The following is a 25,526-nucleotide window of genomic DNA, read 5'->3' on the forward strand; positions in this document are numbered from 1 at the left end:
CTGTGAGTGTCGGCCCAGGCTCAGCGTGGCCCCCGCTTGAGCCCCCATTTCTGGCCGGCCGCATCGCGGGCCGTGCCGTCGCTGATGCTGGTCGCGGTGGCGGTGCTGTTGGCGACGACCGCCGTCACGGTCACGGTGTTGCCGGTCTTGATGCTGCCGATCCCGTCCCGCGCGGAGTTCACCAGGGTCTCCGCGGCGACCGTGTAGGTGCGGCTGTAGCCGTCGGCACTCTTCACTGTGATCGAGTCCTTGCTGACCGCCGTGACGTCGCCTCGCTGAGTGGCGACCGTCTCGTAGCCGCCGCCGTTCTTCTCGACCACGAACTCGCCGTGCAGCGCGCCGCCGATCCCGAACTCGCCGTGCCGACCGCCCGGTCCCTGCGGCTTGGCAGGGTCGGTCGAGTTCGGCGCCGACGGCGAGGCCGACGGGCTGGGGGACGGGCTGTCGGCGTTGGTCGCGGCCCAGGCCACTCCTCCGGCGGCAGTGGTGGCCGCTACCGCAGCCACAGTGCCGGCCACCCGCCAGCGTCTGTCGGTGAGCTTCTGGTTCGACGCCATGGTGCTTTGCCTCCCGGTACTGCGTACCAGGCCGTTCACCTGGTACTCCTCCTCCCACACTTCACCGCCGACCTGAGACGACCCTGCCGCGGGCCTGGCAAAACCCTGGCAACGCAGCCGAGCCTGTGGCGATCCGAACACAGCCCGTGGCGAGTCAGACCAGGCTCGGCGAGTCAGACCAGGCTCGGAGAGTCAGACCAGGAAGAGGACGGCGGCCAGCCAGACCGCGGCCGCCAGGGAGGTGCCGACGAACTCGATCAGGATCGACAGCCCGGTCGCACGCAGCGCGTGTTTCGTCGAGGTCCACGCCTGGTCGTGGGTGCCGAGGCGCTGCCGCTCGGACAGATAGACCCCGATCGGGAAACCGACGAACATGCCGACCACCGGGATCACGAAGAATCCGACGATGCCGAGCAGGATCCCGATCAGCATCGATCTTCGCGGTACCCCGGACTCGCGCAGCCGACGCTCCGGCACGATGTACTTCACGACCTGGCTGGCCCCGATCAGCACCACCGCCGCGGAGAGCACGATCCAGCCGGTGGCACTCTGTTCCTCCAGCGCCCAGACCAGGATGGCCGCGAGGCTCAGCATCGCGCCGGGAAGCACCGGGATCACGATGCCGATGATGCCGACGAAGATCGCCACTCCGACCAGGAACGTCGCCACGCTGTTCACGCCGCCACTCTGCCGCAAATCTGCCCGCTTAGGGTGGAGGTATGCCCTATCTGCATGATCTGGTCACCGCAGTCGCCGCACCCTGGGTGGTCCTCTCACCCCGATCGGGCCAACTGGCAGCAGCCGGCGCGGAGGGTGTCTACGCCCGCGACCGGCGGATCCTGTCGCGCATCGAGGTGACCGTCGACGGTCGGCGCCCGGTGCCGGTCCAGGTCGACGAGCCCGCCGCCTGGACCACTCGCTACGTCGCTGTGCTGGAAGGCCTGGGCGATCCCGGTCATGACCCGACGGTGACGCTGCACCGGACCCGAGACATAGACGGGGAGGGCATGACCGAGCGGATCACGCTCGCCAACAGATCGCACGACACCGTCGAGTGCGCGCTGGAAGTTGCCCTGGGCACCGACCTTGCCGGGACCGCCGCCGTCCGAAGCGAGGCAGCCGCCGACCTCTCCGACCTGACCCCGACCCACGACCACGAAGGCACCCACTGGGAGAACGAGTCGGGAACCCGAGTAAGCGCTCTCTTCGATCCGAGCCCTGATGGCGAGCCCCGGCCGGCCGAGCCTGCCGCGGACGACAGGCGCGCGGGAGCGGTGCATACCTGGCAGTTGGTGGTGGAGCCGGGTGCAGAGAGCACGGTCGTGCTCCGCGTGACTGCCGACTTCCCGAAGACGGACGGGTTCAGGATCGACCCGCCGCTCCAGCGGCAGTCCTACAGCGAACTCAGCCTGGAGTGCGACGACTCGAGACTGGCTCGCTGGGTGCGACGGTCTCTGGATGACCTCGCCGGCCTGGAACTGTCCGCTGATCACCGAGAGCGCTATCTCGGGGCCGGACCGCCCTGGTACCTGACTCTGTTCGGCCGGGACTCGCTGATCTCCTCGGGAATGCTGATCCCGGTCGACCCGGGCCTTGCCACCGGCACCCTGCGCGCGCTCGCCGCCCACCAGGGGACGAAGCTCGACCCGGACTCGGCAGAACAGCCCGGCAAGATCCCGCACGAGCTCCGCGCGGAGGTGACCGACCACGGCGCTGGTCTCGTCCTCCCTGCGGCGTACTACGGGACGCACGACGCGACACCGCTGTGGATCACCACGCTGCACAAGGCCTGGCGCTGGGGCATGCCCTCCGACGAGGTCCAGGAGTTGATGCCGGCTCTTCAGGGAGCGCTCTCCTGGATCCGGGACTACGCCGATCCGGACGGCGACGGGTTCCTGGAGTACATCGACGAGTCCGGCCACGGCCTCGCCAACCAGGGCTGGAAGGACTCCCGCGACGCGGTCCAGTGGCCAGACGGCACCCTTTCCACTGCACCGATTGCCCTCTGCGAAGTCCAGGGTTACGCCTATGCCGCAGCAGTCGCCGGAGCCGAACTCCTGACCGCCTTCGGCCTCGGAGGAGCCGACTTCTGGCTCGATTGGGCCGCCGCACTGAAGGACCGCTTCCGCGCCGCCTTCTGGGTGACCGACGCCTCCGACCAACCGGCCGGCAACCTGGCGACCGACCTGAGCCACGGGCCAGGTGCCTATCCGGCGATCGCGTTGGACAGCTCGAAGAGGCCCGTCGCCGGACCGGCGTCAAACATCGGCCACCTGCTCGGCACCGGGCTCCTCGACGAAGCCGAGGAAGCAGCGGTGGCCGCGGTCCTCGCGAGCCCCGAGCTGGACAGCGGCTTCGGACTGAGAACGTTGTCCAAGGCAATGACCGGCTTCAACCCGCTCGGCTATCACACCGGGAGCGTCTGGCCGCACGACACCGCAATGGCCGTTCAGGGACTGTACGCAGCCGGCCAGGCCGCGACTGCGACGAAGTACGTGCGAGGGCTGGTTGATGCAGCGGAGGCTTTCGACTACCGACTGCCGGAACTCTACGGCGGCAGGGGAGCGGCCGAGGAAACGCGACCGACGCCGTACCCGCTGTCCTGCCGGCCGCAGGCGTGGGCCGCAGCCTCGGCTGTCGCTGTCCTGGTCGCGGCGCTGGGTATCGAGCCGCATGTGCCGAACGGCGTCCTGACCGTCGCTCCGGCGGAGCCGTTCCTCTGGCGGCGACTGGCAATCCGCGGTCTGAAGGTCGGCAGCGACGTTCTGTCGCTCGAGGTCTCCGAAGGTCAGGTAACGGTGCTGGACGTAGAGCGCGGAACCGATCAACGGCCGGAGAACACTGAGGACGGCGAGGCCTAGGTGCTCGCGCAGGTTGCGCTGCGGCACGGTGTCGAGGTGGTGGCCGGTGATCTAGTGCACTGGTCGGCTGGGCAATGACGGATGGCGGCCACCCTGTCCGGGCGACCGCCATCGGTGAAAGCTATCGGGAAGCGCCGTCGTTGGCGCTGCGAGGCCGGGTTACCGCTCGTCCTCCGCGGCGACGGCAGTCGGAGCGTCTTCGAGCCGACCCGTCTCGTCGTGGATGGTGATCGCGATGTCGCGCAGCTTCTCCGAGTGTTCCCGGCCGTGGTGGGCGCAGAAGAGTAGCTCCCCACCGCTGGTCAGGGTCACACGGACGTAGGCCTGCGCGCCGCAGCGGTCACAACGGTCCGCAGCCGACAGGGTCGAACTCGGGGCGAGTGCTGTAGTCACTTGAGGCCTCATCTCATCTAGTTCCGTACTCACCAGATAGCAACATCCTGACATGCGGATCGCTTCCCGGTAGGTGCAGCGTGTCCGATGTGAGACGAACCACCTGTTCCCTTATGACGCATATTGACGGCCAATCGTTTCCGATTGGGGCGATTTGTTGTTTCCGGCGAGTGTCGGGCGTGTCTTCTCTCACTGTGCGCGATTAAGCCATCACTGCGTGCGCACCATCGGAGTGTCGTACACCACTTCCAATCGAGTCCGGATCGATATCTGCGAGAACACCTATCGGCGCGGAGTTGTTCGTGCCGGAGCGGTACCCAACGCGGATTGGGGATACACCAGCGCCACCAGCCGGGCCTGCCGGAATTTGGGGGTGCGGCTACGTAGGCTGTGAGAGTGCGGTGGCTCCGGCCGGCGCACGTTGTCTGCTTGTGAACCAGTGAAGGAGCCCAGTGGCCGCCCCGACGCCTCGCAGTGCCGAGCTCGACCCGACGTACAACGCCCGCAACCTGCTCGTCCTCGAGGGCCTGGAGGCGGTGCGTAAACGGCCGGGCATGTATATCGGCTCGACCGACAGCCGCGGGCTGATGCACTGCCTGTGGGAGATCATCGACAACGCCGTCGACGAGGCACTCGCCGGTCATGGCGAGCGGATCGACGTCGTGCTCCACAAGGACGGCTCGGTCGAGGTCCGCGACCGTGCCCGCGGCATCCCGGTCGACATCGAGCCGAAGACCAAGCTCAGCGGTGTCGAGGTGGTCTTCACCAAACTGCACGCCGGCGGCAAGTTCGGCGGCGGGTCGTACAACGCTTCAGGTGGTCTGCACGGTGTCGGCGCCTCCGTCGTGAACGCGCTGTCGGCGCGGCTCGACGTCGAGGTGGACCGCGGCGGCGTGGTCTGGACGACGTCCTTCCGTCGCGGCGTCGCCGGTGAGTTCGACAGCGAGGGTGCGAATGCGGGCTTCACCGCCGCGCAGGGTCTGCGGAAGGCGGGACGTGCCAAGAAGGGCATGACCGGCACGCGGATCCGCTACTGGGCGGACCGGCAGATCTTCACCCGCGACGCCGCCTTCAACTACGACGAGCTGGTCACCCGGGCACGGCAGACCTCGTTCCTGGTGCCCGGCCTCGAGCTGGTGGTGCGGGACGAGCGCGGCGACGAGGCCACCGAGGAGTCGTTCAAGCACGACGGCGGGATCAGCGAGTTCTGCGAGTTCCTGGCCACCGACCAGAAGGTCACCGATGTGGTCCGGCTGACCGGAACCGGCCACTTCACCGAGACCGTGCCGATGCTGGACGACGCCGGTCACATGACGCCGACCGACGTCGAGCGCGACCTGGACGTCGACATCGCCGTCCGCTGGGGCGACGGCTACGAGACCGAGCTGCGATCGTTCGTGAACATCGTGGCGACGCCGAAGGGCGGCACCCACGTGGCCGGCTTCGAGCGCGCACTGTCGAAGGCGTTCACCGGCGTGCTCACCGGCACCCGGCTGCTGAAGAGCGGCGAGGAGATCATCAAGGACGACGTGCTCGAGGGCATGACGTCGGTCGTCACCGTCCGGCTGGCCGAGCCGCAGTTCGATGGTCAGACCAAGGAAGTGCTTGGTACGCCGGCCGCTTCGCGGATCGTGGCGAAGGTGGTCCAGACCGAACTGGAGTCGTTCCTCACCTCGACCAAGGGCGCGCAGAAGGCACAGGCCCGCGCAGTACTGGAGAAGGTGGTCGCGGCATCGCGGACGCGGGTGGCCGCCCGGCAGCACCGCGAACTGCAGCGTCGCAAGACCGCCCTCGAGTCGTCCGCGTTGCCGGCGAAGCTGGCGGACTGCCGCAGCAACGACGTCGACCGGTCGGAGCTGTTCATCGTCGAGGGTGATTCGGCGCTCGGCACGGCGAAGCTGGCCCGGAGCTCCGAGTTCCAGGCACTGCTGCCGATCCGGGGCAAGATCCTCAACGTGCAGAAGGCGTCGGTCGGCGACATGCTGAAGAACGCCGAGTGCGCCTCGATCATCCAGGTGGTCGGCGCCGGGTCCGGGCGGACCTTCGATCTCGAGCAGGCCCGCTACGGCAAGATCATCTTCATGGCCGACGCCGACTCCGACGGCGCGCACATCCGCTGCCTGTTGGCGACGCTCTTCTTCCGGTACATGCGTCCGCTGGTCGACGCCGGCCGGGTCTACACCGCCGTGCCGCCGCTGCACCGCTTCGAGCTGACCAACCCGAAGAAGGGTCAGGAGAAGTACATCTACACCTACAGCGACGCGGAGTACCAGCGGAAGTCGGCCGAGCTAATGAAGAAGGGCGTCCGCTGGAAGGAGCCCCCGCAGCGCTACAAGGGTCTCGGTGAGATGGACGCCGACCAGCTCGCGGAAACCACGATGGACCCCCGGCACCGCACCCTGCGCCGGATCACCGTCGATGACGGCGAGGCCGCGGCAGGCGTCTTCGACCTCCTGATGGGCAACGACGTAGCCCCCCGCAAGGAATTCATCGTCCAAGGCGCCTACGAACTGGACGAAACCCGCATCGACACGTGATCGCCGCGGTGCCCCGGCTGGCTTGCTTCGACCTGGACAACACCCTGATCGACCGCGACGCGTCGTTTCTGGCGTGGGTTCGGTGGTGGGTTGAACGTGAAGGGCTCGGCGAGGACGCGGTCGAGTGGTTGCTGGCCAACGATGAGGGCGGGTTTCGGGCGCGGGCGGAGTTGTTCGCGGGGGCCAGGGAGCGGTTCGAGCTGTCGGGCTCCGTGGATCAGTTGGTCGAGGCGTATGACCGTGAGCACCCGCTCTTCACCAGGGTCGAAGAGGCGGTGCTCGACGGCCTGGCTTCGTTGCGTACTGCGGGGTGGCGGGTGGCCGTGGTCACGAATGGTGGCACGGTCCAGCAGAACATCAAGCTCGAGCACAGCGGCATACGCCTCCCCCCTCATCCTCGCCAGCTGAACCCGGCTTTCGGGCTCAATCCACGGGGGTAAGGCGGCCTCATAACGGGTGCCTATCAGCATCGGCCAGGTCGGCACAGAGATCCGAACAGCCGTGGCTATGGCAGACAGTATGCAAGGGATTACCTTCTGAGAACGGCGCCGCCCAACGCCGAGTCTCGTGAGGAGCCCCTTCGTGATCATCCCGTCCGACACATCACGCCGCCGATTCCTGGCCACCGCGCTGAGCAGCACACTCGGCGTCGGCCTCGGTGCGGCAGCCCTGACCGCCTGCGGATCCGACGACCAGCCGACCGGTGAGGCCGCCACAGGTGGGACCAAGCCGCCTGACACCCCTGCTCAGCCGGCCGGCGGCCACGGACCGGAGGTCGAGCCACCCGTTGCCAATGGCAATGACGCCCTGAAGCGGTTGATGGACGGCAACCAGCGGTTCGTCGCGAACCAGGCCGTGCATGACGACGAGGGAGCCGAGCGCAGGGTCGCCGTGAGCAAGGCGCAGCACCCCTTCGCGACGGTGCTCGGTTGCGTCGACTCGCGCGTTCCGGTGGAGCTCGTCTTCGACCGCGGGCTGGGTGATCTCGTCGTCGTCCGGAGCGCCGGCGAGGTGCTGGATCACTCGATCATCGGCAGCCTGGAATTCGGTGTCGCCGAACTCCAGACGCCGCTGCTGATGGTGCTCGGGCATCAACGCTGCGGCGCGATCGACGCCACCATCAAGGCGCTCGACTCGAAAGAGGCCGAGGAGGAGGGTGAGATCGGCTACCTGGTCGGTGCGCTCGCGCCGGCTGTTCGGCAGGTCGCAGGCAAGCCAGGCGATCGGCTGGCGAACGCCGTGCACGCGAACGTCGACCTCGTGCTCGCTCAGTTGCGAAAGTCGACCGTGCTCGGCCCGCTGGAGAAGGCCGGCAAGGTCAGACTGGTCGGTGCGTACTACGAGCTGGACACCGGCAAGGTGATCGTCAACTGACCCGGGGGAACTCCGTCACTCGCAAAGTCGTGCAGCCGTAGGGAATCAGCACGAGGTTCTCCGGCGGCTCCGACCATTCGACCGGGCTAGCTGGCGGCGCGGCGGCTGCTCGTGCTCGAGCTCCCACGCGACACGGCGACCTTTCACGTATGGCCGGAGGGAGGGGTCGGTGACCCCCGGCATCAGCTGATCTGGGTGAGGCGGCCGGTGTCCACGTCGTACATGAAGCCGCCGACGAGGACGTCCTCGCCGATCAGCGGGTGTTCGCGGACCGCGGCGACATCGCGGCGGAGGGCCTCCAATTGGTCCGGGACCACATTGAGCGGCAGATAGCCGGCGGGTTTACCGGCTGCGAGCTCCACCTTCTCGCGGAGTTCGTCCTCGGTCATCGCTGCCATCGCGCACCGGGTGTGCGGGATCACCATGATCCGGCGGACCCCGAGCAGCTGGACGCCGAGGACGAGCCCGGTCATCGTCAGCTCGGTGACCCGCCCGCCCGCGCTCCGCAGTACCTTCGCGTCGCCGGGCTTGAGGCCGAGCAACTCCAGCGGCGGGATGCGGGAGTCCATACAGGTGACGACACCGACGCCGGCGTGGGCGATGCCGTCGAAGCCGCTGTAGGCGAAGTGGTCGGCGTAGTCAGCGTTGGCCGCCAGCAGGTCCTCGAACCCCGGGATGGGCGCATTGACCTCGGCGCTCACCGTGGGCTCCCCGGGATCACGGTTGCGGCACGCAGGATCGACATGTCGAACGGGTCCTTTCCACAGGATTCCGGGCGGGGTGGGTTCGCGGGTTCGCTGGTCACCGGGACGGTCCAGGTCCGGCCGTCGACGTGTCCGACCGTGACGGTCTCCAGGTGTTCCGCGATGACGCTGAGGGAGTCCAGCATGACCTCTCCAGTGAGGTTTCGGACAGCGATCTCAGCGACTTGACCGCGCTTGGTCCAGGTGGACCGGCCGCGCAGCTTGGAGACCACTGTCTCGCCACGGTCCGCGGCGGCGAGGAGGGCGACGGTCGAGTCGAGAGCGAGGTGACCGTGCATGGTGCCGGCCGGCAGCAGGGTGGCGGTCGGCGCGAACCGGTGGCCGCCGAGGTGGTTCGACTCCCACACCCGGCCCGGGGCGAGGGCGGCCATCGCCGCCACGATGGGTCGGCCGAGGAGCGCGCAGCATTCGTCGCGCTTGCCGTTGGTGCAGACCAGCAGGACCGGCTCGGTGAGTGGACGGAGCTCCGGGAGCGACGACCTGACGGCGTCCCGATCACCCCGGGTGACGGCCCCCAGGTCGAGCGAGGCCAGCATGGCGGGGTCGGCCACGGAACCGCCGAGGAGCCAGGTGCGGCGGGGAAAAGTGCTCGCGACGTACACCTGATGAGCTCGCGGAGTCACGTCGGCGTGCGGACCGGGGGAGCGGATCAGACCGAACCGGAGATCTGCCTTCTTGCAGTCCGCATCGAGCTTGCGGCCGAGCTCGGGGTCCAGGTGACTCTGGGTCGGCGCCTTGGCTCCCCACGGGCCGGGTTGTTCGACGACGAGCCAGCCGGAGGCGACGATCGCCGTGCCTGGCAAAGGCTCGTTCAGCTCCCGACAGAAGGTCGAGCAGAGGCCTGGCCTGCCAGTGGCGTCGGTTGGTGCACTCACAGGCATCACGGTACGCGAACCACGCGGCTCAACCCATGACCGCCGTCACCTGTGGACAACCTGCGTCTCGTGCACGACTCGCTGCCGCCCGAGCAGCAGGACAGCCAGTACTGCGGCCGCGAACGCGCAGGCGGCTGCGCCGGCGAAGATCGTGTGAACTTGTGAAATCGCCGCCTCGCGGAGCGCGTCGATGAACGGCCGGCAGGAGCCCGGAGCGGAGGGGCAGAGCTCGTTCGGTGACGGCACGTCGTCGACCAGCGTGTAGTACCGGCGCAGGCCGATCGCGGTGAGCGCGGAGACCCCGACAAGCATCCCGACCATCCGGGCGACGACCACCAATGCGCTTACCAGGCCGTGGCTGTCGGCGCGGGTGGCTGCCAGCATGGCCGTGTTCACCGGCGACAGGGCGAGACCGAAGCCGAAGCCGCACAGCAGCAGGACGATCGATGCCGGAGCATGCTTCAGAGCGTCGCGCTCCCAGAACGCCATCACGGCGAACATCACCCCGGCCAACCCGAGCCCGGCCCCGGTGATCAAGCCGAGCCCGTACTTCCGGGTCAGCCAGCCGCCGACGACCGCTCCGACTGGCAGCGCGATGAGGAATCGCAGCAAGACCAGTGCGGCAGCCAACTGGCCCCCGCCCTGCGTAGTACGGGCGAAGGTGGGGACATCCACGAGCGCGGCGATCAAGGCTGCGCCGACGAGGAAGCTGACGACTAGAGCGCCCCAGGCTGGTCTGGCACGGAGCAACCCGGGCGGGACGATCGCTTGCGCAGTACGGCGTTGCCAGAAGGCGAAGGCGATTGCGAAGACTGCTGCGGCGACCAGCAGCCAAGGCCCAGCGGGTGCCATCACCTCACGCTCGGGATTCGCCGTTGCAAAGGCCAGCACGACTCCGGCTAGGGCTAGTGCGAGGAGCAGCGCGCCGACTGCATCCACCTGCTTGGTCAGAACTGCGAGACGCGTGCGGCTCTTAACGAGGACCACCGCAAGCCAGAGCAGGGCAAGAGCCAGCGTGACAACGCCGATCGGCGTTAGCAGGCGGGATTCGCCGGTGAACGGTACGAAAGGCAGACCGAGCGTCACGCCGCTGGCTAGTCGTTCTGGTGCAGTGAGGGTCAAGCCGAGCGCTATGCAGGCCAGCAGACCGACTGCGGCAGACAGGGGCGGTCGCTGGCTGCCGCGCAGCAAAAGGGCAAGCACCACGGCAACAGTGAGGTTCAGCCAGAAGATGTAGCGCCAGTCGGCGACCGCTAGGACTACAGCGCCTAGTAGCGGGCCTAGCACGGACCCGAGTTCCTGGACTGCCCCGACGATGCCTAGCGGGAGTCCCCGCTTGTCTGGCGGCCAGAGGTCAGCCACCAGGGCCAACGTGGCCGGGACGAGACCGCCTCCGCCCACGCCTTGCAGGAATCGCCCGGTGACTACCAGGGACAGGTCATAGGCGGACGCTGTGATCAGCGAGCCCACTGCGAAGAGCAGAAGCGCGCCGACCAGTACCGGCGTACGGCCGACGACATCGGCGATGCGGCCGATCAGCGGCAGGACAGCGATGTAGCCCAGCAGGAAGCCGGAGATGATCGGCGCCGCCCGCTGCAACTGGTCCGCGGACAGGCCGACGCCGGCCATCATGTCCGGCAGTGCCAGTACTACGACGTAGGTGTCCGCGGCGGCGAACGCGACAGCGATCGAGGCCAGCGTCAACCGCGCCCGGGGACTGCTCACGGCTTGTTAATGCTCACGGCTTGGTGATGGCGACCTGTTCGCCGTACTTGTCGAAGGTCACGTCGTAGCTGCTGGTCGCGCCGTCGTAGAACGGCCCGGTGATGGTTGCCGAGACCAACTGCTTGGTGTCCTTGTCGATCTTGAAGCTGCTCGGGAAGTCCTTGTCGGCGGGCACCTTCGGGAAGATGCCCTGCAGGGACCTGCCCTGGACCGCGCCGGTGACCTCGGTGAGCACCTTCGAACCGTCGCGCGTGTCGCCCTTGATCGCGGGGTCCTTCAGGGTCGGCAGTACGGCGGTGAGGCCCTTCGTCGGATTCAGCAGGATCGCCGGGTCGGGCGCGCCGAGTGCCGCCAGCTGCGACGGCGGCAGCTCGATGAACTTCGGGGTGAACGGCAGCTTGGCGTAGACCTTGCTGCCGACCGCGACCACCTGGGCGTCGATCGGCGCACCGGCCGCGCGCACGGTCAGCTTGCCCTTGAAGGCAGGGGCGTGGGTTGCCACACCGTCGCCGGCGGCCAATGCCTGTGCGCTGTCCGGCAGATCCCGCCCGGTCAGTACGAGGTGCACGCTGGCCGCCTCGTCGATCGCCTTTTTGGCGGCGGTCAGCAGCGCGACAGGATCCTCACCGGTCTTCTTGCCGTCGGCATCATCCTTGTTGCCGCTGCAACCGGTGAGGGCCAGAACCAACACCGCGCCGAGCGCGACCAGTCTCTTCATGCCCTCAGCCTGCCAGGTCGGGGGCAAAAGCAGCGATCGGCTGAGCCACCGGTACGCCGGAGCCGTCGCGGCGTGGGTCCACCGGGGGCAGGTCGACCGGGGCACCACTACTCGCGCTGGCACGGACCGGAGCGGTTCCGACGAAGGCCAGCAGCAGCCCGTCCTCACCCTTCAGCAGACGATGGCAGCGGACACCACCAGTGCCGCGGCCCTTGCCCGGGTACTCGCTGAACGGCGTCACCTTGACCGCGCCGACCTCTGTCCCCGGCAGTGCGGAGGACGAGCCGGAGACGGTGACGACCTGCGCCTCCGTGGCCGGGTCGACCGCGCCGAAGAAGGTCACCTTCGCACCCTTGACCAGCCTGACACCCGCCATACCACCGGCTGTACGACCCTGCGGCCGAACCACAGAGGCGTTGAAGTGCAGGAGTTGCGCGTCACTGGTGATAAAGCAGAGCTCCTCCTCACCGGTGGTCAGCTCGACCGCACCGACCACCTCGTCGCCGTCGTTCAGCCGGACGATCTCCCACGAGTCGCGGTTGCTCAGGTGATCCGGCACGACTCGCTTGACCACGCCGGTCGCAGTACCGAGGGCGATACCGATCGAGTCGGGATCCATCGTGGTCAGGGCCAGCGCCTTCTCACCTGGTTCGAGCGAGACGAACTCGGCGACCGGCGCTCCACCCTGCAGGTTCGGCGCGTTCGCGGTGGTCGGCACCGCGGGCAGATCGAGTGACTCGAGCCGGATCAACCGGCCGCTGCTGGTGATCAGCCCGTACTGACCGCGGGCGGTGCTCTTGATCGCGGAGACGATCGCGTCATGCTTGGCCCGGCTTTCGCCGGTGCCGAACGGCTCGACGCCGTTGGTCCGCGCCAGCAGGCCGGTGGAGCTCATCAATACCCAGCACGGGTCGTCGGTGACCTCCAGCGGAACTGCTGCCGTCTTGGTTGCCCCGGACGACTCCAACAGCACGGTCCTGCGGGGAGTGCCGTAGGTCTTGGCGACCTCGGCGAGCTCCTCGGAGACGATCTTCCTCAGCAGGGCTTCGTCATCGAGGATCGCGGTGAGCTTCTCGATCTCGCGCTCGAGCTCGGCCTTCTCCGTCTCCAGTTCCAGCTTGGAGAACTTGGTCAGCCGGCGCAGCGGCATGTCGAGGATGTAGTTCGCCTGCACCTCGGACAGGTCGTAGATGTCGATCAACCGGGCCCGGGCGGCGGCAGCGTCGTCGCTGCTGCGGATGATCTGGATCACCTCGTCGATGTCCAGGATCGCGATCAGCAGGCCGTCGACGATGTGCAGCCGGTCCTGCGCCTTCTTCCGGCGGAACTCGCTGCGCCGCCGCGTCACGTCGTAGCGGTGTTCGAGGTAGACGTCGAGCAGCTCGCGCAGACCGAGGGTGCGGGGCTGGCCGTCGACCAGGCAGACCGCGTTGATGTGGAACGAGTCCTCCAGCGGGGTCAGCTTGTACAGCTGCTCCAGGAGGGCCTCGGGCACGAAGCCGTTCTTGACCTCGATCACCAGCTGGGTGCCGTGGGTGCGGTCGGTCAGGTCCTTGACGTCGGAGATGCCCTGCAGCTTCTTGGCCTGCACCAGCGTCTTGATCTTCTCGATCACCTTCTCCGGGCCCACCGTGTACGGCAGTTCGGTGACCACGATGCCCTTACGGCGCGGGGTGACATTCTCGATCCGGGCGGTGGCGCGCATCTTGAAGCTGCCGCGGCCGGTCAGGTAGGCGTCCTTGATGCCCTCCAGACCGACGATCTTGCCACCGGTCGGCAGGTCCGGGCCCGGGATGAACCGCATCAGGTCGTCGAGGTCGGCCTTCGGCGTCTTGATCAGATGCCGCAGCGCCTGGATCACCTCGATGAGGTTGTGAGGTGCCATGTTGGTCGCCATGCCGACCGCGATGCCGGCGGCGCCGTTGACCAGCAGGTTCGGGAAGGCGGCCGGCAGCACCGACGGCTCTTCCTCCTGGCCGTCGTAGTTCGGCTTGAACTCGACGACGTTCTCGTCCAGGCCGTTCGTCATCGCCATCGCCGGCGGCGCCATCCGGCATTCCGTGTACCGCATGGCAGCCGGACCATCGTCCAGAGACCCGAAGTTCCCGTGGCCGTCGATCAGCGGGACCCGCATCGACCAGGGCTGCGCCGTCCGCACCAGCGCGTCGTAGATCGCGCCGTCGCCGTGCGGGTGGTACTTACCCATCACTTCACCGACGACGCGGGCGCTCTTCACGTGTCCGCGGTCCGGCCGGATGTTGTTCTCCGCCATCGAGAACAGGATCCGGCGCTGAACCGGCTTCAGCCCGTCGCGGGCGTCCGGCAGCGCCCGGGAGTAGATCACCGAGTAGGCGTACTCCAGGTAGCTGGTGCGCATCTCGTCGGAGACATCGATGTCGAGGATGCGCTCCTCGAAGTCCTCCGGTTCGGCGGTGGTGTTGGTACGGCGTGCCATACGGGTCTACGTGCTCCTCGGTGCCAGCAACTCTTGCGAGACGCGCCGCGGCGGTCCGGCGGCAGCGCCATTGTCCCCGCTCCCACCGACAAACCCCACCACCGACCCGCCCGGCAGCCCGATTCCCCGCCATCCGCAAGGCTGGAGTGCGTGGTGGGCGGGGTTCCGGGTGCTCGGGTGGTTGCGTCCGAAGTACTGCGGGTCGTGCCCCGCGGGTGTTCGGACGCAAGGCGGGAGTCGGGGGTGGGCGGGGCGTGCGGGGTGGTTGCGTCAGAGGTACTGCGGGTCGTGCCCGGCGGGTGTTCGGACGCAGGGCGGGAGTCGGGGGTGGGCGGGGCGTGCGGGGTGGTTGCGTCCGAAGGACTGCGGGTCTTGCCCCGCGGTTGTTCGGACGCAAGCGCATTCGGACGAGCGGTAGGGCGGGACCCCTCGCCCGTTCGGACGCGAGCGCATTAGTTGGCTGGGCGAGAGAGGATGCAGGTATGGCGTGGGCTGATGAGAGTGACATTCGCAAGGTGCTCGCGGACTGCCAGACCTGGGCGGTCGTCGGGCTGTCGAACAACGCGAGCCGTGCGGCGTACGGCGTGGCGCGGTTCCTGCAGAGCCACGGGAAACGGATCGTGCCGGTGCATCCGTCGGCCGAGACCGTGCACGGCGAGCAGGGATACGCGACGCTGGCGGACATCCCGTTCGAGGTGGACTGCGTGGACGTGTTCGTGCGGTCCGAGTTGGCCGGTGCGATCGCGGACGAGGCGGTGGGAATCAACGCGCGGGCGGTCTGGTTCCAGCTCGATGTGGTGGATCCGGACGCGTACGCGCGAACGACCGCGGCGGGACTGACCATGGTGATGAACCGCTGCCCGGCGATCGAGTGGAACCGGCTGGGTCCGAACTGACCTGCAGGCCGTACAGACGAACTGACCCGCAGGCCGTACAGGCCAGAGCCGTAGAGCCGTACAGACCAGAGGGTTCAGACCAGAGGGTTCAGACCAGAGGGGTTCAGACCAGAGGGGTTCAGATGTTCACGATCGACGAGTCCACCGCGTTCGGCGCCCGCATCGCGCGGCAGTTGCGCGACGAGGTGGTGATCTGGCTGACCACCGTCGCGAAGTCCGGTACCCCGGCCCCGGTGCCGGTGTGGTTCCTCTGGACCGGCGAGCAGGTGCTGATCTGCAGCCGGCCGGACACGGCCAAGCTAGCCAACATCGGAGCGCGTCCGCGGGTGTCGGTGAACTTCAACGCGACCCACAGCGGCGGAGACGTCGGTGTCATCACCGGCGATGCCGCGATCGACGAGAAGAGCCTCACCGACGAGGAGCGCACGGCGTACAACGAGAAGTACGCCGAGCCGATCGCGCGTCTGAACATGACGCCGGAGCAGTTCCACGACGACTACTCCGTCCTCGTCCGCATCACCCCCGACAGACTCCGGGGCTTCTGAACGGCAACTAGCTGACACCGCGAGTCGCCCCCGGGCGTGCGCCATACCGTTGGCGTCGTCGAAAGGGGTTGGCGGGATGACGCAGGTGACGCCTGGGATGTCGAAGTACGAGGTGGTCGACGTACTCGGACCGCCGCTGGACTTCCTCACCACTGAGGACTTCCTCGGCAACACGCCGCACAGCGGGTCGTTTCGTGATTCGGTCTCGTGGCTGTACCTGGACGTGCCGCCGGGCATGGAGACACAGGTAACTTTGGAGGGCGGCGTAGTCACGTCGGCCCGGGACCTGCCGTACGACGCCTCCGACGTCGGGCGCCCCGGGCACGAGTGGGCTCGGCCGCTGATGGTCGACCACCTCGCCAGGACGGAGTCCGACCCGGTCTTCGCCGGGCTCGTGCGGCTGCCGGGCTGGCGGCGGTTGGGCAGCCCCGAGGTGCTGGACTTCGTCGAGATCACCCACGCCGCTCCACCTGGGCCGTACCAGATCGGGCGGGCGGCCCGCCGGTTCGGGGAGCTGGATGTGCTGCTGAGCTTCTGTGAGCTGACCTCGGCCGATCAGCTGCGCACGACCTACCTCAACCACGGCTATGTGCCCGTGCTCAGCGACCTGGTCGCTTCGTTCGGGATCCGGCCGCGGCAGTACGACCTCGCCCATTGGATCTTCGGACGTACCTCGGACAGCGACACCGTCGCCCACCTCGCCTACGTTCCCGCGGCGGCCGGCGTGATGATCATGATGCCGTGGGATCTCCTGTCGGCTGCTGAGCAGTCGGGCCGCAGCGCCAGCTCGTGAGGTGGCAGCAACCGGACAGTCAGCACTGTCGGTGATCAGGTGGGCACATTCTGAAATGGTCAGCTACAACGTTGCAAGAGAAAGGTGTCTGACCATGCGGAAGATCATCGCTGGAGGGATCACGGCGCTCGTCGCCAGCGGCGTGCTGCTGGCCGGTGCCGGCCCGGCCTCAGCTGCACCCGCCCCGCGGCTGAGCACGACGTCGGTGGCCAAGACGGCCACGAACTACGAGTACTACACGTGGTACTGGACGCAGCCGAACTGCGAGAGCGCCGGCGCGGCCCTTCAGGTGCGTGGCGTGATCTCGAACTACTACTGCCAGCAGAGCGGCTACACGACCTGGTACCTGTACGTCGCCTACCGGTGACCAAGCAGCGCTGAAGCGGCCGAGGTTCGCCCGCGCGCAAGGCGGGCGAACCTTGATCCGTCAGTTGAGGTAGCCCTCGACCACGTCGGCGGGCCGGGCTGCGGCGGCCTCGGGGTCCTCGCCGAACTCGCGCTTGGCGCGACGTTGGCGGAGCAGATCCCAGCACTGGTCGAGCTCGACCTCCAGCTGCTGCAGCCGGGTCCGCTCGTCGCCGTCGCCGATCTCGCCGGCGGCGTGCTTGGTCCGGAGCCCATGCTCCTCGGCCACGAGCTCGTCGATACGGGTGAAGAGGCTCTTGTCTTCGCTCATGGGGAAACGGTACGCCCGTCCGGAAGTGGCGCACGGGCCAGCAACTCCGTCATCGCCAGGATCGCGATCGATCCGGCGGCCAACAGCCCGATCAGTACTACGAGCTGCAGGGCGGCCGCCGCGGTCGGAGAGGCGCCGCCGAGCACCATTCCGACGAAGGCGCCGGGTAGTGTCACGAGGCCGACCGTGCGGGTCTGGTCGAGGGCCGGCAGCAGCGCGTCACCGGCGACAGGCCCGGCCACCAGCTTGAAGGCATCCGGTGGCATGAGTCCGATGGACAGCGCGGCCTCGTATTCGCCATACCGGCCCTTGTACTCCGAGAGCAGCCGCCGCCCGGCCAGGGTGGTCGCGTTCATCGCGTTGCCGACGATGATCCCGCCCATCGGCAGGATCGAGCCCGGATTGCGCGGGACGACTCCGGGAAGCACGAGCAGCAGGAGCACTACGGCCGAACCGCCGCCGATGGCGATTGCGCAGTACGCGAGCAGGCCGGGGACTTTGAGGGTGGAGCGGATCCGCCGGGTGCTGGTGATGGTCGCGACCGTGAGCATCACCAGGATGAAGGCGAGCGTGCCCCAGATCGACTGCAGCGCGAAGCCGACCACCACACCGACCAACGCGAGCTGGAGAACCGCCCGCACGGCCGCGGTGACAATTCCCTTGTCGTGCTGGAGGGAGGCGAGCCGCGAGGCGAGGACGGCGATGGCGACGAGCAGAGGGAGTACCACCACCGCCGAGATGCCGAGGCCGGTGTCGAGAGACATCCGCCCATTCCAGCACGCCATCCCCGGGCCGCTTCGGCGGCACGACGGAGCCGCCTCGCCTCGGCTGGATCAGCCTTCGCGGAAGTCGGACTCGTCGTACGCGTGCTCGGTCCGCTCGCCGGTGTCGACCTTCGCGGCCTCGTCGGCGCGCAGTTCCACCCGGCGGATCTTGCCGGAGATCGTCTTCGGCAGTTCGGCGAACTCGATCCGCCGGATCCGCTTGTACGGCGCCAGGTGGTCGCGGCAGAACTGCAGGATCTCCTCGGCGAGCTCCCGCGACGGTTCCCGCCCGGCCGTCAGGACGACGTACGCCTTGGGCACGGCGAGTCGGACCGGATCGGGCGAGGGGACCACCGCGGCCTCAGCGACGGCCGGGTGCTCGATCAGCACCGACTCCAGCTCGAACGGCGAGATGCGGTAGTCGCTCGCCTTGAACACGTCGTCGGAGCGGCCGACATAGGTGATGTAGCCGTCCTCGTCGCGGCTGGCGACGTCGCCGGTGTGGTAATACCCGCCGCGCATGGCCTCTTCGGTGAGGTCCTTCGCGTCGCGGTAACCGCGCATCAGCGGCACCGGCGGGGGAGCGAGCTCGATGCAGATCTCCCCGTCGTCGCCGACCTCGTTCGTGGTGGGATCCACCAGGACGATCGAGTAGCCGGGCAGCGGGCGGCCCATCGAGCCGAGCTTGACCGGCTGGCCCGGCGGGTTGCCGATCTGCGCGGTGGTCTCGGTCTGGCCGTAGCCGTCGCGGATGGTGATACCCCAGGCGTTGCGGACCTGCTCGATCACCTCCGGATTGAGCGGTTCGCCGGCCGAGATGCACTCGCGGATGGCGACGTCGACCGCCGCAAGGTCGGCCTGGATCAGCATCCGCCAGACCGTCGGCGGTGCACAGAACGTGGTCACGCCATGTGTCTGCAGAACTTGGAGCATCTTCTCGGCGTCGAAGCGCGAGTAGTTGTAGAGGAAGACGGTGGCGCCCGCGTTCCAAGGCGCGAACACGTTGCTCCAGGAGTGCTTGGCCCAGCCTGGTGAGGACACGTTGAGGTGGACATCGCCCGGCTGCAGGCCGATCCAGTACATCGTCGACAGATGCCCGACCGGGTAGCTCACCTGGGTGTGCTCGACCAGCTTCGGCTGACTCGTAGTACCGGAGGTGAAGTAGAGCAGCAGCGAGTCGTCGGCCGCGGTGTCCACCTCGGGAACGTCACCGTCGTACCGGCGGGAGTCGTCGTAGTCGAGCCAGTTGTCCACAGGTTCACCGATGCCGATCCGCAGACAGTGATCGGCGATACCTTGATACCTGGCTGCATCGGCGCTGCTGGTGACGACAGCCCGTACGCCGCCACGGCTGATCCGGTCTGCCAGGTCCGCGTCCGTGAGCAGCGTGGTCGCCGGGATCATCACCGCGCCGGCCCGGATGCAGGCGAGCATGACCTCCCAGAGCGGAACCGTGTTGCCGAGCACGATCAGGACGCGATCGCCCGGCTGGAGTCCGGCCTGGGTGAGCCAGCCCGCGACCTGGCGCGAGCGTTCGGCCATCTCGGCGTAGGTCAGCGAGTTCACCTCGCCGTCTTCCTCGACGATGGTGAGCGCGAGAACGTCCGGCTGCTCGACCGCCAGCGCGTCGAACCAGTCGCGAGCCCAGTTGAACCGGTCGAAACCCGGCCAACTGAAGTCACGATAGGCGGTGTCGTAGTCCTCGCGATGGGCGATCAGGAAGTCCCGGGCGTCCCGGAACGCACGGGTGATCTCCGAGGTGCTCTGTTCCTCGCTCATGCCCGCACTATTGCCGAGGTCAGTGCCGACGGCAATCGGGGCGCGCGTCCTCAGGACCGCCTTTCCCTCAGCCGAGGTTGAGGGCCAGCACGGTCCCGGCCAGGACGAGCGGCGTGAGGATCAGGCCACGCCACAGGAAGGACCACCAGGAGATGTGAATCCCGGCGGCGACACAGCGATCCCGCCAGAGCAAGGTGGCGAGCGATCCCCAGAGGGTGAGCAGGCAGCCGCAGTTCACCCCGATCAGCAGCGCCATCATCCGGCTGCCGTCCGACGCGGCCACCGGTTCCGCCGCGAGATACGCGGGCAGGTTGTCCACCGCGTTCGCCCCGATCGCGGCGGTGGCCGTCAACCGCAGATCCGCCAGCAGGCCGTTGCCGGAAGTGCCCGCCACCTGACGGAGTAGCGCCTCGAGGCCGTGCGCGGTCAGCGCGCTGACGACCAGGAACAGCCCGACCACCGTGATCACCAGCCGCCAGGGGATGAGCGACCACCTCAGCTCAGGACGACGTCGTACGGCGAAGAGGACGACCAGGATGAGCGCGCCCACGGTCGCGGGGTAGGCGACCTCGACCCCGCTGACGAAGGCCGGACCGAGGGCGACGCAGACCCCTGCGGCTCCCCAGAAGAGCAGCTTGTCCTCGACACCGGGAGTCTCCGGTACGACGTACGTCCGGCGCAGGTCGCGGTGGAAGAGCAAGGCCAGCACGGCGACGGTGATCACCACCGCGGTGATGGCGGGTCGCCAGCTCAAGCCGACGTAATCGCGCAGCCCTAGGCCCAACTGGCCGAACCGATGCAGAGCGAGCAGGTTCGTGAGATTCGACACTGGAAGGAGCAACGACGCCGTGCCGGCCAGCCACACCGTGGTGAACGCGAACAGCTTCGGTGGGATGTCGAGCTGCCTTGCCATCGCCAGCACCACCGGCGTGAGCAGGACTGCGCAGGTGTCGAGAGACAGAACCACGGTCAGGGCGGTGGCAAGGGTCACGACGAGCAGCCAGAGGCGCCACGCCTTGCCGCGGCCCAGATGCGCCGCTTCGCGGGCAGCGACCTCGAAGACCTTGGCGGCGTCGGCCAGCCCGGCGATCACGGTGACCGCAGCCAGGAAAACCAGCACCGGGGCGATGCGATCGATCACCGCCCCGGCCTCCTGCGGACTCAGCAGGCCGGTGGCGAGTACGACCACGCCGCCGAGCGCGCTCAGCCACCACATGGAATTCCTGACCTCCGGATCCGGGTTTGAGTACGCTGGCCGCGTGACACCGCCGGAGCAGCAGCCTCAGCGACCGGCCCAGTATGGCCCGGACCAGCCCGCCGGCTATCCGCGGGAGTACGAGGCGGATGTGGTTCTCCGCGACGGCTCGACCGCGCACCTGCGGCCGATCACCCCGGCGGACGCGGACCTGCTGGTGTCCTTCTACGCGCGCGTCTCGGAGCAGTCGAAGTACTACCGGTTCTTCGCGCCGTACCCGCAGTTGTCCGACCGGGACGTGGCCCGGTTCACCCAGGTGGACTACCGCGACCGGCTCGCCCTGATCGTCACGGTCGGCGACGAGATGATCGGCGTCGGGCGGTACGAGCGGACCGGCGAGAGCACGGCCGAGGTCGCGTTCCTGATCGAGGACGCCCACCAGGGTCGCGGCCTGGGACAACTGCTGCTGGAACACCTCGCCCAGGCGGCCCGTGAGCAGGGCATCACCCGGTTCGTCGCCGAGGTGCTGCCGGACAACCGGAAGATGATCACGGTCTTCACCGAGGCCGGCTACAAGGTCGCCCGGGAGTTCGAGGACGGCGTGATCATGGTCGAGTTCGACATCGCCCCGACCGACACCTCCTTCGGCGTGATGCAGGCCCGCGAACAGCGCTCGGAGGCGCTGTCGATCGCGCGGCTGCTGACCCCGTCCAGCGTCGCGGTGATCGGGGCGAGTCGCCGCGAGGGCACGATCGGCAACGCGCTGCTCCGTAACCTGCGCGACGGCGGCTTCCCCGGTCGCCTGTACGCGGTGAACACCGACACCGACGCGGACGAGATCGAGGGCGTCCCGGCGTACTCGACGATCCGGGACGTGAACGACACGGTCGATCTCGCGGTGGTCGCGGTCCCGGCGGAAACGGTCGCGGACGTAGTACTGGACTGCGCGGCGAAGGGCGTGCGCGGACTCGTCGTCGTGTCCAGCGGGTTCGCCGAGATCGGGGACGAGGGCCGCAAGCGGCAGCGGCGGCTGGTCGGGCTGGCCAGGTCCTACGGCATGCGGGTGATCGGGCCGAACGCGCTCGGCGTGATCAACACGGCGCCCGGCGTCAGGCTCAACGCGTCCCTCTCGCCGCTGATGCCGAGCCCGGGCAGGGTTGCGTTCTTCTGCCAGTCGGGTGCGCTCGGCGTGGCGATCCTCGAGGACATGGTCGGCCGTGGTCTCGGGTTGTCGACGTTCGTGTCGGCCGGCAACCGCGCGGACGTCTCCGGTAACGACCTGATGCAGTACTGGTACTCCGACGAGGCGACCGAGGTCGTCCTGCTCTACCTGGAGTCGCTGGGCAATCCGCGCAAGTTCAGCCGGGTCGCCCGCCGGCTGGCCGGACGTAAACCCGTCATCGCGCTGAAGTCCGGTCGCGCCACCCAGGGCGTCCCGCTCGGCCACACCGTCCGGCGCAGCCAGTTGCCCTCGGCAACGGTGGACTCGATGTTCCGCCAGAGCGGGCTGATCGGCGTGGACACCATCGGTGAGCTCTTCGATGTCGCCCAGCTGATCGCGCACCAGCCGCTGCCGAAGGGCCGACGGGTCGCGGTCGTGAGCAACTCGGACGCGCTCACCCTGCTCGCGCTCGACACGATGGCAGGGTGCGGCCTGGAGGTGGCGGGGGAGCCGCGCACCCTCAGCGCGGATGCGACCGCTGCCGACTTCGGTGCGGCGCTGAGCGAGGTGTTCGCCGACGACCGGGTCCACTCGGTCGTGGTGATCTTCACCCCACCCGTCCAGTCGAACGGTGCCGAGGTCGCGCAGGTGCTCGCCGCCGCGGCGGCCGGAAGCGACAAGCCGGTGGTCTCCACCTTCCTCGCCTCCCGCAGCGTCCCCGAGCAACTCCGCGTCCCCGACGAGCACGGGGGCGCCGCCCGCGGCTCGATCCCGTCGTTCTCCTCACCCCAGTACGCCGTCGGCGCGCTCGCCAAGGTCACCCAGTACGCGGAGTGGCGGCGCCGGGCGGACAGCCGGATCCCGGACCTGCCGGATATCGACACGGCCGGCGCGGAGATATTTGTCGCGGAGTTCCTGCAGCGCCATCCGCAAGGAGCCGACCTGGACGACGCGAATCGGCAACGGCTGCTCAGCTTCTACGACATCACTGTGCTGCCGGCGTTCCCGGTGCTGTCGGCGGACGAGGCGGTCGCACGGGCCGAAGAGCTCGGCTACGAGGTGATCCTGAAGGCGACCGCCGAGCAATGGCGGATGCGCCCGGACCTCGCGGACATCTGGCGCCACATCCACGACGAGGACGACATGCGCCAGGCGTGGGAGGAGATGACCCGCACCTTCGGGGTGGCCTCGGACCCGGCCCGCGCCCAGTTCGTGGTCCAGAAGATGGCGCCGCCCGGAGTACCGGTGGTGATCTCGGCGCAGGAGGACGTGTCGTACGGGCCGGTCGTGTCGTTCGGCCTGTCCGGGGTGGCCACGGACCTGCTCGGCGACCGGTCGTACCGGATGCCGCCGCTGACCACGGCCGACGCCGCCGAGATGGTCCGTGAGGTCCGCGCGGCGCCGCTGCTCTACGGCTACCGCGGCTCCGATCCGGTGGACATCGCCGCGATCGAGAACCTCCTGCACCGCGTCTCCCGCCTCACCATGGAACTCGAGGAGGTCGTCAGGCTGGACCTGCGCTCGGTCCTCGTCTCCGTGGACTCCGCCACCGTCCTCGACACCGCGATCCGCATCGCCCCGAACGAGGAACCCCGACAGGACGCCCCCGCCCGCCGCCTCACCTGAGCCGGCGCCGCCCCGGACGCCCAGCACTCACCAACGCCCGGCTTGCTGCGCGGCGCACGCTCAAAGGAACCGCAGCTCGACCGGTTGGAGCGACTTGGTGAGTGCTGGCCGTCTGCCCGGTCAGGCGACCCGGCGGTAGATGTTGTCGGTGCGGGTCAGCAGGCGGGCGTCGACGAGGAGGCGGCGGAGGGCGGCGTGGTCGGGATGCCAGGTGTTGAGGACGGCGTTGACCTCGGACTCGGGATATTCGCGACCCGCCTCGAAGGATCCCACTAGGTACTCGAGCAGGATCAGCGTCTTGGCATAGACGGTCGGTAGTTCGGTGACGCGGCCGTCGCGGATGAATGCCCTGAGCACGTTGTCGCGGGCGGGGTCCGGGTCGAGCGGTTCACGTTCCGGACGACCGGCGCGAACCGCCTCCTTGAAGACGTTCTCGTCGGCGCGCAGGCCGTCTGCACCGGAGCTGATCAGTCCGCTCTTGCCCAGCCGCTGCACGGCCTTGAGCACCTCCGGCATTGACAGTCCGGTGGCTCCCGCGATCTCCTCCGGGCTGCGCGCGCCGAGGACGACCGCGGAGTACGTGCGGAGTCTCGACGGTTCGGCCAGTGATCCACACAGCAGGTCGGCGTTCATGCATTCCAACGTAAGGACGCCTGCAACCGGATTTCCTCGGCGGATGCTAAACAGAGCGCATGACGACTGACCAGCCGGTCCCGGGCCCCCACAACGCGATCACCGATGTTCCCGGAGTCCTCGTGGGACAGGTCCAGCGAACCGACCAGCCGTACCTGACCGGCACGACGGTCCTGCATTTCCCCGGTACCGCGGTGGCGGGCGTCGACGTGCGCGGCGGAGCCCCTGGCACCAGGGAGACCGACCTGCTCGACCCGGTGAACTCCAACCCGGGCGTGAACGCGATCGTCCTGACCGGTGGCAGCGCCTACGGCCTCGACGCTGCCGCGGGCACTATGCGGTGGCTCGAAGAACAGGGCCAGGGTGTGCGAGTCGGCCCGGGCGATCACGACGTCGTCCCGATCGTTGCGGCGGCGGTGGTCTTCGACCTCGGTCGTGGTGGTGGTTTCCAGGCCAGGCCCGAGCAGGCCTGGGGTCGCGCGGCGATCGAGGCCGCCGGCAACGGTCCGGTTGCCGAGGGCAATCATGGCGCGGGTGCCGGTGCCAGGGCGGGGCGGCTCAAGGGCGGTGTCGGCTCGGCCAGCGTCCGCCTGCCCGACGGTACGACGGTCGGCGCGCTGGTGATCGTGAACGCCGTCGGCTCCACCGTCGATGCCCAGGGCCGGCTGTACGGCGAACGCTACGGCCTGCCGGGGGAGTTCCCCGAGCTGCGGACTCCGGTCGAACCAGCCCCCGAGGTCCAGGGGTCGATCCCGGGCATGAACACGGTGATCGCAGTGGTCGCCACGGACGTCCCGCTGGACAAGGCGGCGGCGAAACGGATGGCGATGGTCGCGCACGACGGACTCGCGCGGTCCGTCGATCCGATCCACACGCTCGTCGACGGCGACTCGGTGTTCGCCGCGTCAACCGGGGGACCACCCCGGTTGAGCGTCACCGATCCGGCCGCGCTCGTGCAGTTGGAGACGGTGTTCGCCGCGGGAGCCCGGACGTTGTCCCGCGCCATCGTCCGCGCGGTACTGGCGGCTGAATCCGTCGAAACCCCGGCCGGCAAGCTCATCAGCTACCGCGACGCGTATCCGTCGGCCTTCCCCGACAGCTAGCCCGGACGTACGACCTGGGGACTACAAGCACCAGCCGGAAGACGACCAAAGACGCAATCAAGACCGGCCCCCGGACCGACGTCCCACCGCCTGGT

The 25,526-nt window shown here is 68.4% G+C and carries 23 protein-coding genes; 10 read left to right on the forward strand and 13 right to left on the reverse strand.

The features are described from left to right. Positions 1-20: 20 nt before the first annotated feature. Both ABD210_RS22270 and ABD210_RS22275 read right to left on the reverse strand, forming a co-directional pair. Positions 21-596 carry a hypothetical protein gene (locus ABD210_RS22270; protein WP_344113856.1) on the reverse strand — a complete coding sequence of 192 codons (576 nt, stop codon included), beginning with the start codon at positions 594-596 and terminating at the stop codon, positions 21-23. A 153-nt stretch (positions 597-749) separates the two neighbouring features. Next, positions 750-1,235, reverse strand: coding sequence for a DUF456 domain-containing protein (locus tag ABD210_RS22275; RefSeq protein WP_344113857.1), 486 nt, complete (start codon positions 1,233-1,235; stop codon positions 750-752). Positions 1,236-1,276: 41 nt separating this feature from the next. Between ABD210_RS22275 and ABD210_RS22280 the strand changes: the two genes are divergently transcribed. Continuing rightward, a complete protein-coding gene (locus ABD210_RS22280) occupies positions 1,277-3,418 on the forward strand; it encodes an amylo-alpha-1,6-glucosidase (protein ID WP_344113858.1) in 2,142 nt (713 codons plus the stop codon). A 159-nt stretch (positions 3,419-3,577) separates the two neighbouring features. Here the strand turns inward: ABD210_RS22280 and ABD210_RS22285 are convergent, their stop codons facing one another. Next, positions 3,578-3,823: a DUF7455 domain-containing protein gene (locus ABD210_RS22285; RefSeq protein ID WP_344113859.1), complete on the reverse strand. Its 246-nt coding sequence runs from the start codon at positions 3,821-3,823 to the stop codon at positions 3,578-3,580. A 440-nt stretch (positions 3,824-4,263) separates the two neighbouring features. On the opposite strand from ABD210_RS22285, the gene ABD210_RS22290 reads away from it, so the two are divergent. The 3 genes from ABD210_RS22290 (at position 4,264) to ABD210_RS22300 (ending at position 7,722) form a co-directional block, all read left to right on the forward strand. Continuing rightward, positions 4,264-6,348, forward strand: a complete 2,085-nt coding sequence (locus ABD210_RS22290; protein ID WP_344113860.1) for a DNA gyrase/topoisomerase IV subunit B — start codon at positions 4,264-4,266, stop codon at positions 6,346-6,348. Next, positions 6,345-6,788, forward strand: coding sequence for an HAD family hydrolase (locus ABD210_RS22295; RefSeq protein ID WP_344113861.1), 444 nt, complete (start codon positions 6,345-6,347; stop codon positions 6,786-6,788). The genes ABD210_RS22290 and ABD210_RS22295 overlap by 4 nt, the downstream gene beginning before the upstream one ends. A gap of 142 nt (positions 6,789-6,930) precedes the next feature. Then, positions 6,931-7,722, forward strand: a complete 792-nt coding sequence (locus ABD210_RS22300) for a carbonic anhydrase (RefSeq protein WP_344113862.1) — start codon at positions 6,931-6,933, stop codon at positions 7,720-7,722. Positions 7,723-7,904: 182 nt separating this feature from the next. On the opposite strand, the gene ABD210_RS22305 is transcribed toward ABD210_RS22300, so the two are convergent. From ABD210_RS22305 to ABD210_RS22325, 5 genes are read right to left on the reverse strand one after another with little or no spacing between them, the layout of a single operon-like run. After that, the gene (locus tag ABD210_RS22305; protein WP_344113863.1) at positions 7,905-8,423 is read right to left on the reverse strand and encodes a beta-class carbonic anhydrase; all 519 of its coding nucleotides are present in this window, start codon (positions 8,421-8,423) and stop codon (positions 7,905-7,907) included. Further along, positions 8,420-9,367: a ferredoxin family protein gene (locus ABD210_RS22310; protein WP_344113864.1), complete on the reverse strand. Its 948-nt coding sequence runs from the start codon at positions 9,365-9,367 to the stop codon at positions 8,420-8,422. Before ABD210_RS22310 ends, ABD210_RS22305 begins: the two co-directional genes overlap by 4 nt. A gap of 39 nt (positions 9,368-9,406) precedes the next feature. Further along, on the reverse strand, positions 9,407-11,086 hold the full coding sequence (locus tag ABD210_RS22315; RefSeq protein WP_344113865.1) for an MFS transporter: 1,680 nt from the start codon (positions 11,084-11,086) through the stop codon (positions 9,407-9,409). Between the two features lie 13 nt (positions 11,087-11,099). Further along, positions 11,100-11,804 carry an LppX_LprAFG lipoprotein gene (locus ABD210_RS22320; protein WP_344113866.1) on the reverse strand — a complete coding sequence of 235 codons (705 nt, stop codon included), beginning with the start codon at positions 11,802-11,804 and terminating at the stop codon, positions 11,100-11,102. A gap of 4 nt (positions 11,805-11,808) precedes the next feature. Beyond that, positions 11,809-14,259, reverse strand: a complete 2,451-nt coding sequence (locus tag ABD210_RS22325) for a DNA gyrase/topoisomerase IV subunit A (protein ID WP_344113867.1) — start codon at positions 14,257-14,259, stop codon at positions 11,809-11,811. Positions 14,260-14,741: 482 nt separating this feature from the next. On the opposite strand from ABD210_RS22325, the gene ABD210_RS22330 reads away from it, so the two are divergent. The 4 genes from ABD210_RS22330 to ABD210_RS22345 all read left to right on the forward strand — a co-directional run bounded on the left by ABD210_RS22330 (position 14,742) and on the right by ABD210_RS22345 (position 16,860). Further along, positions 14,742-15,155 carry a CoA-binding protein gene (locus tag ABD210_RS22330; protein ID WP_344113868.1) on the forward strand — a complete coding sequence of 138 codons (414 nt, stop codon included), beginning with the start codon at positions 14,742-14,744 and terminating at the stop codon, positions 15,153-15,155. A gap of 122 nt (positions 15,156-15,277) precedes the next feature. Continuing rightward, entirely contained in the window at positions 15,278-15,700 is a 423-nt protein-coding gene (locus ABD210_RS22335) for a TIGR03667 family PPOX class F420-dependent oxidoreductase (protein WP_344113870.1), read from the forward strand. Between the two features lie 76 nt (positions 15,701-15,776). After that, positions 15,777-16,493 (forward strand): hypothetical protein, encoded by a 717-nt coding sequence (locus tag ABD210_RS22340; RefSeq protein ID WP_344113871.1) that lies wholly within the window; start codon positions 15,777-15,779, stop codon positions 16,491-16,493. Positions 16,494-16,587: 94 nt separating this feature from the next. Further along, the gene (locus ABD210_RS22345; RefSeq protein WP_344113873.1) at positions 16,588-16,860 is read left to right on the forward strand and encodes a hypothetical protein; all 273 of its coding nucleotides are present in this window, start codon (positions 16,588-16,590) and stop codon (positions 16,858-16,860) included. A 60-nt stretch (positions 16,861-16,920) separates the two neighbouring features. Here ABD210_RS22345 and ABD210_RS22350 read toward each other — a convergent pair whose 3' ends face one another. The 4 genes from ABD210_RS22350 to ABD210_RS22365 all read right to left on the reverse strand — a co-directional run bounded on the left by ABD210_RS22350 (position 16,921) and on the right by ABD210_RS22365 (position 20,928). Further along, the gene (locus tag ABD210_RS22350; protein ID WP_344113874.1) at positions 16,921-17,169 is read right to left on the reverse strand and encodes a DUF2630 family protein; all 249 of its coding nucleotides are present in this window, start codon (positions 17,167-17,169) and stop codon (positions 16,921-16,923) included. After that, on the reverse strand, positions 17,166-17,933 hold the full coding sequence (locus ABD210_RS22355) for an ABC transporter permease (protein WP_344113875.1): 768 nt from the start codon (positions 17,931-17,933) through the stop codon (positions 17,166-17,168). Before ABD210_RS22355 ends, ABD210_RS22350 begins: the two co-directional genes overlap by 4 nt. A gap of 69 nt (positions 17,934-18,002) precedes the next feature. Beyond that, positions 18,003-19,712 carry an AMP-binding protein gene (locus tag ABD210_RS22360; protein WP_344113876.1) on the reverse strand — a complete coding sequence of 570 codons (1,710 nt, stop codon included), beginning with the start codon at positions 19,710-19,712 and terminating at the stop codon, positions 18,003-18,005. Between the two features lie 67 nt (positions 19,713-19,779). Continuing rightward, positions 19,780-20,928 (reverse strand): ArsB/NhaD family transporter, encoded by a 1,149-nt coding sequence (locus tag ABD210_RS22365; protein ID WP_344113877.1) that lies wholly within the window; start codon positions 20,926-20,928, stop codon positions 19,780-19,782. Between the two features lie 43 nt (positions 20,929-20,971). Here ABD210_RS22365 and ABD210_RS22370 point away from each other — a divergent pair, with 43 nt between their 5' ends. Further along, positions 20,972-23,695, forward strand: a complete 2,724-nt coding sequence (locus ABD210_RS22370; RefSeq protein ID WP_344113878.1) for a bifunctional acetate--CoA ligase family protein/GNAT family N-acetyltransferase — start codon at positions 20,972-20,974, stop codon at positions 23,693-23,695. Positions 23,696-23,815: 120 nt separating this feature from the next. Here the strand turns inward: ABD210_RS22370 and ABD210_RS22375 are convergent, their stop codons facing one another. After that, positions 23,816-24,328, reverse strand: a complete 513-nt coding sequence (locus ABD210_RS22375) for a DUF2087 domain-containing protein (RefSeq protein ID WP_344113879.1) — start codon at positions 24,326-24,328, stop codon at positions 23,816-23,818. A gap of 59 nt (positions 24,329-24,387) precedes the next feature. Between ABD210_RS22375 and ABD210_RS22380 the strand changes: the two genes are divergently transcribed. Continuing rightward, complete coding sequence (locus tag ABD210_RS22380; protein ID WP_344113880.1) at positions 24,388-25,431, forward strand: P1 family peptidase; 1,044 nt, start codon at positions 24,388-24,390, stop codon at positions 25,429-25,431. Positions 25,432-25,526: the final 95 nt, after the last annotated feature.

The sequence above is a fragment of the Kribbella alba genome (assembly GCF_039529635.1).
Lineage (GTDB): Bacteria > Actinomycetota > Actinomycetes > Propionibacteriales > Kribbellaceae > Kribbella > Kribbella alba.

Excerpts from the sequence above, each read along its gene's own strand:
- ABD210_RS22365 (WP_344113877.1), bottom strand. The coding sequence starts at position 20,928 with ATGTGGTGGCTGAGCGCGCTCGGCGGCGTGGTCGTACTCGCCACCGGC.
- ABD210_RS22380 (WP_344113880.1), top strand. The coding sequence starts at position 24,388 with ATGACGACTGACCAGCCGGTCCCGGGCCCCCACAACGCGATCACCGAT.
- ABD210_RS22330 (WP_344113868.1), top strand. The coding sequence starts at position 14,742 with ATGGCGTGGGCTGATGAGAGTGACATTCGCAAGGTGCTCGCGGACTGC.
- ABD210_RS22360 (WP_344113876.1), bottom strand. The coding sequence starts at position 19,712 with ATGAGCGAGGAACAGAGCACCTCGGAGATCACCCGTGCGTTCCGGGAC.
- ABD210_RS22345 (WP_344113873.1), top strand. The coding sequence starts at position 16,588 with ATGCGGAAGATCATCGCTGGAGGGATCACGGCGCTCGTCGCCAGCGGC.
- ABD210_RS22310 (WP_344113864.1), bottom strand. The coding sequence starts at position 9,367 with ATGCCTGTGAGTGCACCAACCGACGCCACTGGCAGGCCAGGCCTCTGC.
- ABD210_RS22340 (WP_344113871.1), top strand. The coding sequence starts at position 15,777 with ATGACGCAGGTGACGCCTGGGATGTCGAAGTACGAGGTGGTCGACGTA.
- ABD210_RS22335 (WP_344113870.1), top strand. The coding sequence starts at position 15,278 with ATGTTCACGATCGACGAGTCCACCGCGTTCGGCGCCCGCATCGCGCGG.
- ABD210_RS22285 (WP_344113859.1), bottom strand. The coding sequence starts at position 3,823 with ATGAGGCCTCAAGTGACTACAGCACTCGCCCCGAGTTCGACCCTGTCG.
- ABD210_RS22320 (WP_344113866.1), bottom strand. The coding sequence starts at position 11,804 with ATGAAGAGACTGGTCGCGCTCGGCGCGGTGTTGGTTCTGGCCCTCACC.
- ABD210_RS22280 (WP_344113858.1), top strand. The coding sequence starts at position 1,277 with ATGCCCTATCTGCATGATCTGGTCACCGCAGTCGCCGCACCCTGGGTG.
- ABD210_RS22350 (WP_344113874.1), bottom strand. The coding sequence starts at position 17,169 with ATGAGCGAAGACAAGAGCCTCTTCACCCGTATCGACGAGCTCGTGGCC.
- ABD210_RS22355 (WP_344113875.1), bottom strand. The coding sequence starts at position 17,933 with ATGTCTCTCGACACCGGCCTCGGCATCTCGGCGGTGGTGGTACTCCCT.
- ABD210_RS22375 (WP_344113879.1), bottom strand. The coding sequence starts at position 24,328 with ATGAACGCCGACCTGCTGTGTGGATCACTGGCCGAACCGTCGAGACTC.
- ABD210_RS22325 (WP_344113867.1), bottom strand. The coding sequence starts at position 14,259 with ATGGCACGCCGTACCAACACCACCGCCGAACCGGAGGACTTCGAGGAG.